This window comes from Streptomyces sp. NPDC036764, assembly GCF_055609385.1.
Map to the genome: position 1 here is coordinate 1 of NZ_JBVJPT010000019.1, position 15,058 is coordinate 15,058.

The 15,058-nt window shown below is 71.1% G+C and carries 14 protein-coding genes; 10 read left to right on the forward strand and 4 right to left on the reverse strand.

The features are described from left to right. The 4 genes from ACZ69Q_RS41045 to ACZ69Q_RS41060 form a co-directional block, all read right to left on the reverse strand. The coding region (locus tag ACZ69Q_RS41045; RefSeq protein ID WP_471052877.1) for a hypothetical protein at positions 1–185 on the reverse strand (185 nt) is incomplete at its 3' end. Between the two features lie 275 nt (positions 186–460). Further along, positions 461–1,120 (reverse strand): LuxR C-terminal-related transcriptional regulator, encoded by a 660-nt coding sequence (locus ACZ69Q_RS41050; protein WP_471053191.1) that lies wholly within the window; start codon positions 1,118–1,120, stop codon positions 461–463. Between the two features lie 654 nt (positions 1,121–1,774). Further along, on the reverse strand, positions 1,775–3,145 hold the full coding sequence (locus ACZ69Q_RS41055) for a sensor histidine kinase (protein WP_471052879.1): 1,371 nt from the start codon (positions 3,143–3,145) through the stop codon (positions 1,775–1,777). A gap of 123 nt (positions 3,146–3,268) precedes the next feature. Further along, positions 3,269–4,477 (reverse strand): sensor histidine kinase, encoded by a 1,209-nt coding sequence (locus ACZ69Q_RS41060; protein ID WP_471052882.1) that lies wholly within the window; start codon positions 4,475–4,477, stop codon positions 3,269–3,271. A gap of 302 nt (positions 4,478–4,779) precedes the next feature. Between ACZ69Q_RS41060 and ACZ69Q_RS41065 the strand changes: the two genes are divergently transcribed. The 10 genes from ACZ69Q_RS41065 to ACZ69Q_RS41110 are packed head-to-tail and all read left to right on the forward strand — an operon-like array spanning position 4,780 to position 15,013. Further along, positions 4,780–5,202, forward strand: coding sequence for an NADH-quinone oxidoreductase subunit A (locus ACZ69Q_RS41065; protein ID WP_346184950.1), 423 nt, complete (start codon positions 4,780–4,782; stop codon positions 5,200–5,202). Continuing rightward, on the forward strand, positions 5,193–5,849 hold the full coding sequence (locus ACZ69Q_RS41070; RefSeq protein WP_471052886.1) for an NADH-quinone oxidoreductase subunit B: 657 nt from the start codon (positions 5,193–5,195) through the stop codon (positions 5,847–5,849). The genes ACZ69Q_RS41065 and ACZ69Q_RS41070 overlap by 10 nt, the downstream gene beginning before the upstream one ends. Next, positions 5,846–7,396, forward strand: a complete 1,551-nt coding sequence (locus tag ACZ69Q_RS41075) for an NADH-quinone oxidoreductase subunit C (RefSeq protein WP_471052889.1) — start codon at positions 5,846–5,848, stop codon at positions 7,394–7,396. Before ACZ69Q_RS41070 ends, ACZ69Q_RS41075 begins: the two co-directional genes overlap by 4 nt. Next, a complete protein-coding gene (locus ACZ69Q_RS41080) occupies positions 7,393–8,361 on the forward strand; it encodes a complex I subunit 1/NuoH family protein (protein WP_030947592.1) in 969 nt (322 codons plus the stop codon). The genes ACZ69Q_RS41075 and ACZ69Q_RS41080 overlap by 4 nt, the downstream gene beginning before the upstream one ends. Before the next feature lie 2 nt (positions 8,362–8,363). Further along, on the forward strand, positions 8,364–8,915 hold the full coding sequence (locus ACZ69Q_RS41085; RefSeq protein ID WP_471052891.1) for a NuoI/complex I 23 kDa subunit family protein: 552 nt from the start codon (positions 8,364–8,366) through the stop codon (positions 8,913–8,915). Continuing rightward, positions 8,912–9,532 (forward strand): NADH-quinone oxidoreductase subunit J family protein, encoded by a 621-nt coding sequence (locus ACZ69Q_RS41090; protein WP_471052894.1) that lies wholly within the window; start codon positions 8,912–8,914, stop codon positions 9,530–9,532. Before ACZ69Q_RS41085 ends, ACZ69Q_RS41090 begins: the two co-directional genes overlap by 4 nt. Then, positions 9,532–9,921: an NADH-quinone oxidoreductase subunit NuoK gene (nuoK, locus tag ACZ69Q_RS41095; protein WP_383420548.1), complete on the forward strand. Its 390-nt coding sequence runs from the start codon at positions 9,532–9,534 to the stop codon at positions 9,919–9,921. Before ACZ69Q_RS41090 ends, nuoK begins: the two co-directional genes overlap by 1 nt. Then, positions 9,918–11,912, forward strand: a complete 1,995-nt coding sequence (locus tag ACZ69Q_RS41100; RefSeq protein ID WP_471052897.1) for an NADH-quinone oxidoreductase subunit 5 family protein — start codon at positions 9,918–9,920, stop codon at positions 11,910–11,912. Before nuoK ends, ACZ69Q_RS41100 begins: the two co-directional genes overlap by 4 nt. Positions 11,913–11,918: 6 nt before the next feature. Next, positions 11,919–13,493 (forward strand): complex I subunit 4 family protein, encoded by a 1,575-nt coding sequence (locus tag ACZ69Q_RS41105; protein WP_471052900.1) that lies wholly within the window; start codon positions 11,919–11,921, stop codon positions 13,491–13,493. After that, complete coding sequence (locus ACZ69Q_RS41110) at positions 13,490–15,013, forward strand: NADH-quinone oxidoreductase subunit N (RefSeq protein ID WP_471052903.1); 1,524 nt, start codon at positions 13,490–13,492, stop codon at positions 15,011–15,013. Before ACZ69Q_RS41105 ends, ACZ69Q_RS41110 begins: the two co-directional genes overlap by 4 nt. Positions 15,014–15,058: the final 45 nt, after the last annotated feature.

Below are 15,058 nucleotides of genomic sequence, written 5' to 3' on the forward strand. Positions count from 1 at the left end.
CCGAACGTCGCCGTCTCCGAAGTGAAACGGTCCCCGGTGAGCTGCATACCGTCACCCGAGTCCCCCGCGAAACGAATGATCACCCGGTCCAGCCGGCGGACGTCCTTCGTCCCTGCCGGTTTGCGCTGCTCTCCCACGACGGCTTCGTCGGCCTGCTCCGATGGGCTACTGACCTGGCTGGTCACTGAACTGGACCTCCTTCGAGGCGGCTGTCTGGGCATGGCCTTCCCGCAAGCCTTCCCAGGATCAACCCTACGTCCGCAAAGGTCGCCCTCCCTGGGCCATTCGCATGACGGACATGGATTTGAGCCGGTTCGCCACCCTGACTTGTCATGATTTACGCGCCCCCCGGCGCTGCTTTTGAAGACGCTCCCTGTTGTTTGTTCGGTTGCCGTGTTCGCGTCCGTCCGGTGGACGCTCGTGGAGCGGTCACCCACTTGCCTGACACGGGGTCGGCCCGTCAGGAGTTCAGGTAGGTGAGAACCGCGAGCACGCGCCGGTGATCCCCGTCGCTCTGGGACAGCCCGAGCTTGAGGAAGATGTTGCTGACGTGCTTCTCGACTGCGCCGTCGCTCACCACGAGCTGCCGGGCGATGGCCGAGTTGGTCCGCCCCTCGGCCATCAGCCCCAGGACCTCCCGCTCTCTTGGGGTGAGCCCCGCGAGCACGTCCTGCTTGCGGCTGCGGCCCAGAAGCTGGGCGACGACCTCCGGGTCGAGCGCCGTACCTCCCCGGGCCACCCGCACCACCGCGTCCACGAACTCCCTGACCTCGGCCACGCGGTCCTTCAGCAGATAGCCGACGCCTCGGCTGGAGCCGGCCAGCAGCTCCGTGGCGTACCGCTCCTCCACGTACTGCGACAGCACGAGTACCCCGAGACCGGGGTGTGCCTTGCGCAGCAGCACCGCCGCCCGCACTCCCTCGTCGGTGTGCGTCGGCGGCATCCGTACGTCCGCGACCACCACGTCCGGCAGCTCGCCCTGACCGTCCAGCTCCGTGATGGTCTTGACCAGCGCGTCGCCGTCTCCCACCCCCGCCACGACCTCATGCCCACGGTCGGTCAACAGCCGGGTCAGCCCCTCCCTGAGCAGCACCGAATCCTCGGCGATGACCACCCGCACCCTGTCCTCCACGATCCTCGGCCCCCCGAGCCTTGGCGTTCGGCCGAGCGTGCCCCGGCCCTGTCGTCCCTCGCGAGATCAGTATCCCGCGATCGGCTCTTCCGTACCGGGCCTGTGGATAACCCGTCCGGCGCGGTTCGGATCGCGTGGGTACAAAGGGGGCGAACTTCGGGGCGCGTGCTCAGGGAGTGCTTGCAAACAAACGAAAAGCCGGCGAAAGGAAAGCCGGTAAACGGAGGGCCGGCGACCGGAAGCTCGGCGACCGGAACTCAGCCGACGGGAAAGCGGGCGACCGGAACTCCGGGAGACGGAACCCGGGGAACGGAACCCGGGGAACGGAACCCGGGGAACGGAACCCGGGGAACTGAAATCCGGCACGCGGAAATCCGGCCCCGAACCAACCGGAGCCGGATCCCACCTCGGTGGGCGCGCGGTCGAACGGCACGCCCCCGGCGACAACGGCACGCCCCGAATGACAACGGTGCGCCAGAACGGTAACGGTCGGCCCGGAAGGTCACGGTCGGCCCGAACGGCAACGCGGTCCGCCCGAAGTGCAACGCGGTCCCCCGACAACGCGGTCCCCCGGCAACGCGGTCCCCCGGCAACGCGGTCCCCCGACAACACGGCCCGCCCGACCAACACGGTCCGCCCGACCTACACGGTCCGCCAGGGCAGCTCCGCCGTGACCCGGGTCGGCCCCCCGGCCGGCGAGTCCACGACCAGAATCCCGTCCACCGCGTCCAGCCTTTCGGCCAGCCCCGACAGGCCCGAGCCGCCCGAGGTGGCCGCGCCGCCTATCCCGTTGTCCACGACCTGCAACATCAGCCGGTTCTCCACCCGCCACACATCCACGGCCGCCCACGTGGCCCGCGAATGCTTGCTGATGTTCTGGAGCAGCTCCGACACCGTGAAGTACGCGATCCCCTCGATCGCCGGCACCGGCCGCTCCACCAGATCCACCTGGACCTCCACAGGCACCGTGCACCGCGAGGCCACCGCCGACAGGGCCGCGTCCAGACCGCGGTCGGTCAGGACCGCAGGATGGATGCCGCGTGCCAGATCGCGCAGCTCCTGGAGCGCCGTCTTCACCTCGCCGTGAGCTTCATCGACCATGCGCGCCGCCGCCTGCGGGTCCTCCGTCAGCTTCTCCTTCGCCAGGCCCAGATCCATGGCCAGGGCCACCAGCCGGGCCTGGGCGCCGTCGTGCAGGTCGCGCTCGATGCGCCGCAGGTCGGCAGCGGCCGTATCGACGACGACACCGCGGTCGGACTCCAGCTCCACCACGCGCGTGGCCAGCTTCGACGGCCCGAGCAGGCCGTGCACCAGCAGCCGGTCCACCGTCGTCAGCGCCCGCACGATCCAGGGCGTGGCCAGCGTGAACAGCAGGCCCACCAGCGCGGTGACCGTGATCTCGAAGGGGTTGTCGAGGTAGAAGCGGTGCGTCTCGTCGCCGTAGATCTGAAGACCGTCCTGACCGGCCCACATCGGAAAGACCCAGAACCACAGCGGGTACGTCAGCAGCGCCCAGCCGTACACCCACACGTTCAGGGCGACGACGAACGAGAACACCGCCCACGGGAAGTGCAGCACCGCGTACAGCAGAGCCCGCCACGACGTCCCGCTCTTCAGTACGGCGCCCATCCACGCCATGAAGCCGCGCCGGCGCATCCGCAGCGGCTCAGGGTCGGCCACCTCCAGGTCGAGCAGCGCACGCGCGCGTACCCGCTCCAGCGCCCCGAAGCCTCGGCAGCCGGCCAGGCCCGCCGCCAGCACCGGGATGCCGAGGAACGTCACCAGCAGGCCCGCGCCCAGCGACACCATCGTGATGGCGTACACGAACAGCAGGATGCTGATCGGCAGGCTCAGCAGTACATAGCCGAACTCGCGCCAGCTACGCGCCTCGAACGGCGCCCGCAGCCCGGCCGGCAGCCGGTGCCGTCGCTCGCCGTCGTGCTCGGGGAGGCCGCGCTCGGGGAGACCGAGACCGTGCCCGTGCCCGTAACCCTGTCCGTACTCCGTGGCCATCGGTGTCGTCCGTTCTCCTCGTCCCGTCAGCCCCGCCGGGGCTGTGCCGTCGTACCTCCACCCTCCTTCACCGCAGGTCCACGCGACATGGAGGCCGTCGGCGTCTTGAACGGGGGGTTTTCCCTACCCCTGCCCGGGGATGCGGTCCCGCCAGGGCAGCTCGGCCGTCACCGTCGTGGGGCCGCCGGGCGGCGACTCGATCACGAACAGCCCGTCCACCGCGTCCAGCCGGTCGGCGAGCCCGCGCATGCCGGTGCCGCCGTCCAGGCTCGCGCCGCCGCGGCCGTCGTCCCAGACCTGGATGAGCAGCCGGTCGTCCGACCGCCACACATCGACCGACGCCGACTTCGCCATGCTGTGCTTGCTGATGTTCTGAAGCAGCTCGGAGACGGTGAAATAGGCGATGCCCTCGATGGCCGCGACCGGTCTGGACAGCAGGTCGACCGTCACTTTCACCGGCACCGTGCAGCGCGAGGCCACGGCCGACAGCGCGGCGTCGAGGCCGCGGTCGGTCAGGACGGCCGGATGGATGCCGCGGGCCAGATCACGCAGTTCCTGGAGCGCGAGCTTCACCTCGCCGTGCGCCTCCTCGACCATCGAGGCCGCGGTGTCGGGGTCCTCCAGGAGCTTCTCCTTGGCCAGGCCAAGGCCCATGGCGAGGCTGACCAGCCGGGCCTGCGCGCCGTCGTGCAGATCGCGCTCGATGCGCCGCAGATCGGCGGCCGCCGTGTCCACGACGACCCCCCGGTCCGACTCCAGTTCGGCGATCCGGCGCTCCAGCTCGTCGGATGGCGACAGCAGGCCGCGCACCATCGCCCGGTCCGCGTTGGCCAGGCCCCGCGCGATGAACGGCAGCACCGGCCACAGCACGAACAGCGAGGTCAGCGTGATGACGAAGGTGAGGATGCCCCAGGGCAGGCGGATGAAGTCGTACAGGATCGTGCGCCAGCCGACCGGGTCCTTCAGCGCCTGCCAAAGCTGCGGGAAGAAGCCGTCCCTGCCGCCGCGCAACGGCAGCGGGCTCGGCTCGGCCACCTCCAGGTTCAGCAGCGCACGCGCGCGTGCCCGCTCCAGCTTGCCGAGCTGCCGCGCGCCCAACAGGCCCGCCGCGAGCAGCGGGAAGCCGATCACCGTCAACGTCAGCAAGGCACCGGTGAACAGCACCACCGCGACGTAGGTGAAGCCGAGCAGAGCCACCGGAAGGTTCGCCAGAAGGTGGGCGATCTCCTTCCAGGTCTGCCGGTCGTAGGCGAAACGGGCCGGTGGCAGCGGCTGCTGCTCGCGTTCGGACCGCCGGGAGGCGTCCCTCGCAGGGCTGGGGCGTTCGGTCATATGGGCTAGCGTGCCGCGCGGCGGGCCGCCGCGCCATGGAGCGGGCCGCCGCGATCTCCGGGGGAAAACCCCACCCCGTGCCGGACCACGCACAGCGCTCGCGAGCCGCGCCGCATCACGTCGCGCGTCTCGACGGGATCTCAACGCGTGACGGGCTGCTTACGGTCTCTTTAGCAGGGCCTAGACTCCCGTGCGTACAGATCGTCGAACAGTGGTGTTCACGAGATCACATATCGCAGGACACTGGTCCCAGGGCCTGTTCCTGGGGCATCGGTCACGAGGTCAGGGAGCGAGGGGCGGACGTGTCGGATCAGACCGTCGTCGTCGCGGCGGATGCGCACAACGTCGTCGTCTCGGCGGACTACTTCCAGTCCTACTCGGTCGTCGGACTGCTCGCCGTCATCGGCGTGCTGTTCGTCGCCGTCGCCTTCGGGGCCGGCCGGCTGCTGCGCCCCGTGGTCCCCACACCCGAGAAGCTCATGACGTACGAGTGCGGCGTCGACCCCGTCGGCGAGGGCTGGGCACACACCCAGGTCCGCTACTACGTCTACGCCTTCCTGTACGTGATCTTCGCCATCGACTCGATCTTCCTGTTCCCCTGGGCGACGGTCTTCGCCGCCCCGGGCTACGGCGCGACCACCCTCGTCGAGATGTTCGTCTTCCTCGGCTTCCTCGCCGTGGGCCTGCTCTACGCATACAAGAAGGGCGTCCTGGCATGGACGTGACGCCAGACACCGAAGGGCAGCCGGTTCTGCTGCCGGAGCCGAAGCGGCTGGGCGCGCTCGCCCGTCTCGCGCCGGAGCCGATGAAGGTGATCCTCAACTGGGGACGCCGCTACTCCCTCTGGGTCTTCAACTTCGGCCTCGCCTGCTGCGCGATCGAGTTCATCGCCGCGTCGATGGCCCGCCACGACTTCATCCGCCTCGGCGTGATCCCCTTCGCGCCGGGCCCGCGCCAGGCCGACCTCATGGTCGTCTCGGGCACGGTCACGGACAAGATGGCCCCGGCCGTCAAGCGCCTGTACGAGCAGATGCCCGAGCCGAAGTACGTCATCTCCTTCGGGGCGTGCTCGAACTGCGGCGGCCCGTACTGGGACTCCTACTCCGTCACCAAGGGCGTCGACCAGATCATCCCCGTCGACGTCTACGTCCCCGGCTGCCCGCCGCGCCCCGAGGCACTGCTCCAGGGGATCCTGAAGCTCCAGGAGAAGATCGCGCGGGAGTCGCTGGGCGAGCGGTACGGCAGCGGGTCGGCCCGGCCCTCGGCGGCGGCGTTGCAGAGCGGCCTGGTGCGGGGGCCGCAGGCGCCGGGTGCCGGCGAGGCGGGTGCCTCCGGCGTGGATGCCTCCGGCTCGGGGGAGGCGGCCCGATGACGACGCTCGGCTGGCTGCCCGCCCCCGTCGAGGACCTCTTCGGCCCGCAGGCCACGGCCGAGGAATCGTACGAGGTCCTGACGGTCGACGTGCCCCCGGCCTCCTGGATCGCCGCACTTGAGGCGGCCCGCGACGAGCTGGGCTGCACCTACTTCGACTGGCTGAGCGCGGTCGACGAACCGGGCACCGGCTTCCGCGTCGCGGCCCACGTCGCGGCCCTGTCTCCGGTACGGCGCCTGCTGGTCCGTACGACCGTCCCGCACGAGGCGCCGACGCTGCCCTCGGCGGTGGGTGTGTACGCGGGCGCGGCCTGGCACGAGCGCGAGACGCACGAGATGTTCGGCGTGGTCTTCACCGACCACCCGGCCCTGGACCACCTGCTCCTCCCGGACAACTTCGAGGGCCATCCCCTGCGCAAGGACTTCGTCCTGGCGGCCCGCGTCGCCAAGTCCTGGCCCGGCGCCAAGGAACCCGGCGAGTCCGAACACGGCGGCCCCAAGCGCCGCCAGATGCTCCCGCCGGGTGTCCCCGACCCGAACGAATGGGGCCCCCTGAAGGGCCAACTCCCCCCTGCCCCGGCCCGCCCGGCCAGAGGCGCGGCCCGCGCGGCGGGAGACCGCCCGGCGAGGGCAGCGGGCGACCGCCCGGCGAGGCCGGCGGGGGACCGCCCGGTGCGGCGTGCTCGTTCGGCGGCGGAGGGTTCTGCGAGTCAGGCGGTGCCGGAGGCTGGTGTGGCGGAGGGCGCTGCTCCGGTGCGGCGCGCTCGTACGGCGGCGGAGGGTTCGGTCAGCCAGGCTGCCGGCGCTGCTGGAGCCGAGGCCTCGGAAGCACAACGGCCGGCACCCGGCACCACCACCCCGCCCGGCCCCCGTCGCTCCCGCAGCGTCTCTCAGGGCTCGGCGAGTCAGAGGACCACGCCTGAGGCCGCGGCACCGGAACGGGACGCGCCCGGTGACTCGGCGCCCGAACCTGCCGTATCTGCCGGGTCGGCGCCCGAACCGGCCACTCCCGAGCGGCCAGCGTCCGAAGCCGCTGCCCCCGATGGCTCGGCACCCGAAGCCGCAGCTCTCGATGGCTCGGCGCCCGAACCCGCCGCACCTGACGAGTCGGCGTCGGACGCGGTCGTCGCCAAGGCGGCGTCACCCAGGGCCGCCCGTAGCTCTGACGCCCCGTGGCACCACGCCCGCCCCGCCTTCGACGAGCCGGAGCCCGAGCACCGGGCTGAGCCGGAGCCCGAGCACCGGGCTGAGCCGGAGCCCGAGCACCGGGCCGAGCCCGAGCCCGAGCACCGGGCCGAGCCCGAGAACCGGGCCGAGCCCGAGCCTGAGCCGCAACCGGAGGCGGCACCCGAGCAGACCGACCCCGGCCGGGCGGCGACCGCCGTCGAGCCCGCCCCCGAAGCGGATCGGGCAGCCACCCCCGACCAGTCCCCGGAACCCGAGGACGACTCGACGGACCGCACCGAGAACGCAGATCGCACAGGGGCCAAGCCAGCGGACCGCACGGACCCCGCAGACCCCACCGACCCCGCAGGAGGCCCGCAGTGAACGACGCGCTCGACGTCACCCTGCGACTCCTGATCGTCTTCGTCGTCTTCCTCACGTTCCCCCTGATCATCGGCCAGACCGAGCACAAGGTGATGGCCCACATGCAGGGTCGCCTCGGCCCGATGTACGCCGGCGGCTTCCACGGCTGGGCCCAGCTAGTCGCCGACGGCGTGAAGTTCGCGCAGAAGGAGGACGTCGTCCCGGCGGGCGCGGACCGCCGTATCTTCCAGCTCGCCCCCGCCGTGGCGCTCCTCCCTTATCTACTCGTCCTCCTGGCCATCCCCATCGGCCCGAGCGAGGGCGCGGTCGGCGAGGTCATCGACGCGGGCATCTTCTTCGTCCTCGCCGTGATGGGTGTCGGCGTCCTCGGCTCGCTCATGGCCGGCTGGGCCTCCGCCAACAAGTTCTCCCTCCTCGGCGGCCTGCGCACCGCCGCCCAGCTCCTCGCCTACGAACTCCCGATGCTGCTCACCGCCGCCTCCGTGGCGATGGCCGCCGGCACCGTCTCCCTGCCCGGCATCCTCGACGCCTTCGAGTGGTGGTGGCTGCCCTGGCAGATCGTCGGAGCGATCGTCTTCTTCGTCGCCGGACTGGCCGAACTCCAGCGCCCGCCCTTCGACATGCCGGTCGCCGACTCGGAGATCATCTTCGGCGCCTACACCGAGTACACCGGCCTGCGCTTCGCCCTCTTCCTCCTCGCCGAGTACGCCGGGATCGTCGTCCTGTGCGGCCTGACCACCGTCCTCTTCCTGGGCGGCTGGCACGGCCCCTGGGGCGCCGACGGCCTCGGCTGGGTCTGGACCCTGCTGAAGACAGCCGTGCTCGCCTTCATCGTGATCTGGCTCCGCGTCACCTACCCCCGACTGCGCGAGGACCAGCTCCAGAAGCTCTCCTGGACCCTCCTCGTCCCCCTCTCCCTCGCCCAGATCGCCCTCACCGGCGTCGTCAAGGTGGTGATCCAGTAACCATGGCCCCCATTCCTGGTAGCGGCCTGGCCAAGGGCCTGGCCGTCACCCTCCGCACGATGACGAAGAAGTCCGTCACCGCGCAGTACCCGGACACCCAGCCCGACCTCCCGCCCCGCACCCGCGGTGTGATCGGCCTGTTCGAGGAGAACTGCACGGTCTGCATGCTGTGCGCCCGCGAGTGCCCGGACTGGTGCATCTACATCGACTCCCACAAGGAGACCGTCCCGGCCGCGACCCCGGGCGGCCGCGAGCGCAGCCGCAACGTCCTCGACCGCTTCGCCATCGACTTCTCCCTGTGCATGTACTGCGGTATCTGCATCGAGGTCTGTCCTTTCGACGCCCTGTTCTGGTCCCCGGAGTTCGAGTACGCCGAGACCGACATCCGCGAACTCACCCACGAGCGCGACAAGCTCCGCGAGTGGATGTGGACCGTCCCGGCCCCGCCCGCCCTGGACCCCGCCGCGGAGGAGCCCAAGGAGATCGCCGCCGCCCGCAAGACCGCCGAGAAGCTGGCGGCCGCCCAGGCGGAACCGCAGGAGGGAGAGTCGTGAGCCTTGCCGCAACCGCCGCGACGGCACACGCCACGACCACCACCGCGGCCGAAGCACACGGCTTCCTCTCACCGACCGGCGTCGAGATCGCCTTCCTCCTCGTCGGCCTGGTCACCTTCGGCGCCGCCCTGATCACCGTCACCACCCGGCAGCTCGTACACGCCGCCCTGTGGCTGGTCGTCGCCCTCGGCGGCCTCGCCGTCGAGTACCTCCTGCTCACCGCCGAGTTCATCGCCTGGGTGCAGGTCCTCATCTACGTCGGTTCCGTCGTCGTTCTCCTTCTCTTCGGTCTGATGCTCACCAGGGCCCCCATCGGCCGCTCCCCGGACGCCGACTCCGGCAACCGCTGGGCCGCCCTCACCGTGGCCGTCGTCGCCGCGGCCACCCTGGTCTGGGTGGTCGTCGACGCCTTCCGCACGACCTGGATCGACCTCGACGGCCCCGCCGCCGGCTCCACCCGGGCCACCGGCGAGAGCCTCTTCCAGAACTGGGTCCTCCCCTTCGAGGCCCTCTCCGTCCTCCTCCTCGCCGCCCTGGTCGGCGCGATCGTCCTGTCCCGCAAGGCGAAGGAGACCGCCCCCGAGCCCGGCGCCCCGAGCGAGAAGGAGCCGCGCTGATGCATCTCGCCTATCCCGCCGTACTCTCCGCCCTCCTCTTCTGCACCGGCCTGTACGGCGTCCTCGCCCGCCGCAACGCGATCCTGGTCCTGATGTCGGTCGAGCTGATGCTCAACGCCGTCAACCTCAACCTGGTCGCCTTCGACGTCTGGCTCAGCAAGGCCGCCGAGGAGACCCTGCACTCCGGCCAGGCCCTGACCCTGTTCACCATCACCATCGCCGCCGCCGAGATCGGCATCGGCCTGGCGATCGTGCTCGCCGTCCACCGCAACCGCGGCACCTCGGACATCGACAAGCTCCGCGACACCGCCGAAGGCCACGAGACCGACGGCCCCGACCACGACGCCCTCACCGCCGGGCAGGCCGAGAAGGCTGAGGCCACCGCGTGACCACGACCACCCTCGCCGTACTCGTCCCCCTCCTTCCCTTCCTCGGCGCCGCGGCCGGCCTGCTCCTGGGCCGTACGGCCCCCGGCTTCGTCCGCCCGCTCGCCGTCCTGCCGACGCTCGCGTCGCTCGTGCTCGCCACGGTCGTCGCCGTGCGCCAGGGCGGCGGCCAGGCGATCAACTCCGCCACCGAGCTCACGCCCACCGGCTCGGTCCCGATCGAACTCGCCCTGCACATCGACGGCTTCGCCGCCCTGGTCGCCGTACTCGTCGGCGTCGTCGCCACCTGCGTGCAGATCTACTCGACCGGCTACCTGCGCGACGACCCGCGCTACCCCTCCTACGCCGCGCTCGTCTCCCTGTTCACCTCCGCGATGCTGCTCGTCGTCTACTCCGGCGACCTGATGGTGCTGCTGGTCGGCTGGGAGGTCATGGGCATCTGCTCGTACTTCCTGGTCGGCCACTACTGGGAGACCCCGGAGGCCCGCGCCGCCTCCATCAAGGCCTTCCTGGTGACCAAGCTCGGTGACGTCCCCTTCCTCATCGGCCTGTTCGCGCTGGCGACCGACGCCGGTTCCTTCCGCATCACGAAGGTCCTCGACACCGTCGCGAACGGCGGACTCGACAACCCGACCCTGATCGCCCTGCTGCTGCTCGCGGGCGTGGCCGGCAAGTCGGCGCAGTTCCCGCTGCACACCTGGCTCCCGGACGCGATGGCGGGCCCGACGCCCGTCTCCGCGCTGATCCACGCCGCGACGATGGTCGCCGCCGGTGTCTACTTCGTCGCCCGTCTCCTCCCGGTCTTCGAGGCCTCTCAGGCCGCGATGATCGTCCTCGCCGCGATGGCCGCCGTCACGATGATCGGCTCCGGTCTCGCCGCGCTCGCCCAGGACGACATCAAGCGCGTCCTCGCCTACTCGACGATCGGCCAGCTCGGCTACATGACCGGCGCCCTCGCGGTCGCCGACCGCGGTGCCGCCGTCTTCCACCTCCTGTCCCACGGCGCCTTCAAGGCGCTGCTGTTCCTCGCCGCCGGCGTGATCATCCACGCCTCCGGCACCAACTCGCTGGCCGCCATGTCCCGCATGAGCCACCTGCGCGACCGTGTCCCGGACGCCTTCTGGACGATGACCGTGGCGCTCCTCGCGCTCGCCGCGATCCCGCCGTTCAGCGGCTTCTTCTCCAAGGAGTCCGTCCTCGGCGCCGCCGAGCACGTCGCCACCGGCCACACCGAGCACGCCCCCGGCGCCTCGGGCTGGCTCGTCCTCGTCTCCGGCCTGGTCACGGCCCTGCTCACCGCCGGGTACGCGATGCGCCTGTGGTTGCTGGCCTTCCGCGGCCGCGGCGCCGAGGCCCCCGACCACGGCAGGCAGCCGCTGACGATGACCGTCGTGCTGTGGGTGCTCGCCGTGCCGTCACTCGCCGTCGGGGCGTTCGCCTACCGCGTGCTGCCCGACTGGTTCGACGGCCGCGACCTCACCCCGACCCTCACCACCTCAGTCCTCGGCACGGGTGTGGCTCTCGTCGGCGGCATCGTCATGTACGGGGCCTGGCGCCACACCACCTCACTCGCGGCCCGTGTCCCGCTCGGCGCGGTCGCGGCCCACCCCGAGGGCGACGCCGGCGCCGTCGAGGCCGAGGCCATCGCCAGCCACGCGCCCGTGTACGGGGGAGTGGCCTACGCACCCGACCCGGCGGACCCCGGCCGGCTGCTGCTCGGCCCCCTGCACCGGCACGCCGCCGTCGGCTTCCACCTCGACGCCGTGTACCAGGCACTGTTCGTCCGCCCGGTCCAGGCCGGCGCGAGTCTCGTCCGGTTCCTCGACCGCGAGGTCGTCGACACCTACGTACGCGGCGCGGGGGCCCTACCCCGCTGGCTCGGCATCGCCGTACGGCGCGCCCAGACCGGCAATGTGCAGACCTATGTGAGCGCGCTGCTCGCCGGCACCGTCGTCCTCGCGGTCGCCGCCGTCCTCGTCGCCACGGGAGCGTGAGCAGGCGTGATCGATATCAACGAGTCCGTGATGCAGTTCCTTCTGGCGTTCGTCGTCGTCGGCCCGCTTCTCGGCGCGGCCGCCGCTCTGCTGCCCGCCCCGCCCGGGCTGAAGGGGAAGTCGCCCGAGCAGGCCGTGCTCCGGCACGGCGTCACCGTCACCGGCGCCATCCTCATCGCGGCGATCGTCCTCGCGCTCGGCTTCGACCACGACCAGCCGTCGAAGATGCAGGCCAGCACGGACATCAGTTGGATCCCCGCACTCGACGTGCGCATCCACCTCGGCGTCGACGGCATTTCCCTCCCCCTTCTGGTCCTGACCGCGCTGCTGACCTTCCTCTGCGCGCTCTACTCGTACTTCAAGATGCCCGCGGGCCCGACCCCGAAGGCATTCGTCGCACTGCTGCTCGTCCTGGAGTCCGGCACCCTCGCCACCTTCGCCGTCCTCGACCTGCTGCTCTTCTTCCTCGCCTTCGAGATGGTCCTGATCCCGATGTACTTCCTCATCGCCCGCTGGGGCGGCGAGGGCAGGGCCGCGGCGGCCTGGAAATTCATCCTCTACACACTGCTCGGCTCCGTGGTCATGCTGCTCGGCCTGCTCCTGATCGGAATCAAGGCGGGCACATTCGACATGGTGGCACTCGCCACTGACAACGGCCGGTCACTGACCACATCCGTGCAGGTCATCGCCGTTTTGGCGATCGGGCTCGGGCTCGCGGTCAAGACGCCGATGTGGCCGCTGCATAGCTGGCTGCCCGACGCCCACACCGCCGCGCCGACCGTCGGCTCGGTGCTGCTGGCCGGCGTGCTGCTGAAGATGGGTACGTACGGGTTCGTCCGGATCCTGCTGCCGATCGCCCCCGACGGCTTCGCCGACTTCGCGCCCTACCTCGCCGCCTTCGCCGTCGTCGGGATCATCTACGGATCCCTGGCCTGCCTCGCCCTGGCCAAGCAGGGCGCGAAGGGCGACCTCAAGCGCCTCATCGCCTACTCCTCCGTCGGCCACATGGGCTTCGTCCTGCTCGGCATCGCCACGATGACGCCGACCGGCGTGAACGGCGCCCTGTTCGCCAACATCGCCCACGGCCTCATCACCGGCCTGCTCTTCTTCCTGGTCGGCGCCCTGAAGGACCGTACGGGCACGACCGACCTCGACGCCCTCGCCGAGCAGACCGGCGCCGCGCTGTACGGCAAGGCCCCGCGACTCGGCGGCCTGCTCGCCTTCGCCGCGGTCGCCTCGCTCGGGCTGCCCGGACTCGCCGGATTCTGGGGCGAGATGCTCGCGCTCTTCGGCGCGTTCGAGCCCGCCCCCGAACTCAGCCGCCCGGCCTTCCTCACCTTCATGGCGATCGGCGCCTTCGGCACCCTGCTCACCGCCGCGTACCTGCTCGTCGTGGTCCGCCGCGTCTGCATGGGCGCCGCACCGCAGGACGCCCCGAAGCTCGCCGACGTCCAGAGCTACGAGTTCGCGGCCTGGACCCCGCTCGTCGCCCTCACCGTCGTCGCCGGACTGTGGCCGAAGACACTCCTCGGCCTGACCGACCCGGCCGTGCAGCAGCTCCTCGCAGGAGGCACCCGATGAGCGCCCTGGCCCAGCCGTCGACCGCGAACCTCGTCCAGTCCGTCGACTGGCTCGCCATCGCGCCGCCCACCATCGCGGCGGTCGTCGCGCTCGTGGTCCTCGTCGCCGACCTGTTCATCGCGCAGAACAAGAAGGCGGTGCTCGGCTGGACGTCCGTGGCCGGCCTGGCCGCCTCCGCTCTTCTGCTACTGCCCCTGTTGGACGGCGACCGCTCCACGTTCTGCCTGTCCGGCGACGCCGGCCTGTGCAGCTACACGGCCGACCGCTTCACCCTCGTCATCCAGTTCCTCGTTCTCGGCGGCGCACTCCTCGCCGCCCTCCTGTCCGTCACCGCCCTCAAGGACGCGAACAAGCAACTTCCCGAAGGGGAGTTCTGGTTCCTGCTCCTCTCCTCCGCCGCCGGAGCAGCCCTGCTGCCCGCCTCCCGGGACCTGGCGACCCTCATCGTCGCCCTGGAAGTGGCCTCGCTCCCGGCCTTCGCCCTCGTCGGCCTGCGCCACGGCGACCGCAAGTCCTCCGAAGCGGCACTGAAGTTCTTCCTGTCCTCGGTCACCGCGACCGCGGTCAGCCTCATGGGCATCAGCTTCGTGTACGCCTCCACGGGCACCCTCTACCTGACGCAGATCGCCGACCGCGTCCAGAACGTCGACGGGCAGCTCCAGACCCTCGTCCAGACCGGAGTCGTGCTCACCCTGGTCGGCTTCGCCTTCAAGACGGCCGCCGTGCCCTTCCACTTCTGGGTGCCGGACACCTACGTAGGGGCGCCGCTGCCGGTCGCCGCCTATCTGTCGGTCGTCGGCAAGGCGGTCGGCTTCACCGGCCTGATCCTCATCACCGTCATCGCCCTGCCGTCGTACGCCGACGTCTGGGGCCCCGCCCTCGCGGCCCTCGCCGCCCTCACCATGACCGTCGGCAACGTCGGCGCCCTGCGCCAGCAGGCCACGCGCGCGTACAGCGCGGTACGCCTGCTTGCCTGGTCCTCCGTCGGACAGGCCGGCTACCTGCTGGTGCCGATCGCCGCCGCCGCGTACTCCGACGACGCCGAGCGCTCCATCGGCTCCACCGTCGCCTACGCCCTCATGTACGCCGCCGTGAACCTCGGCGCCTTCGCGGTGGCCGCACTCGTCGGCCGTACGAAGACCCTCAACCGCCTCAGCGACTACCGCGGCCTGTACGCGCGCAACCCGCTGTCCGCCCTGATCCTGGCCTTCTTCCTGCTCTGCCTCGCCGGACTTCCGCCGGGCATCATCGGCCTCTTCGCCAAGGTCACCGTCTTCTCCGCCGCCGTGGACGCCGGTCTCGGCTGGCTCGCCGTGGTCATGGCCGTCAACGTCGTGATCGCGCTCTTCTACTACCTCCAGTGGACGGCCCTGCTGTTCCGCGCCCCCGAGGGCGAGCCCGTCAGGCACCTCGTCCCCGCGCCGGTCACGGCCGCGATGGCGCTCACCGGGGTCGTAGGCATCGCCGTGTCCGGAGCCCCCCAGCTCGTCCTGCGGTTCGCCGACACCGGGCTCTTCTGACCCACCGGGGCGCCCCAGGGTGCAGCCCTGGGGCGCGTTCCGTAC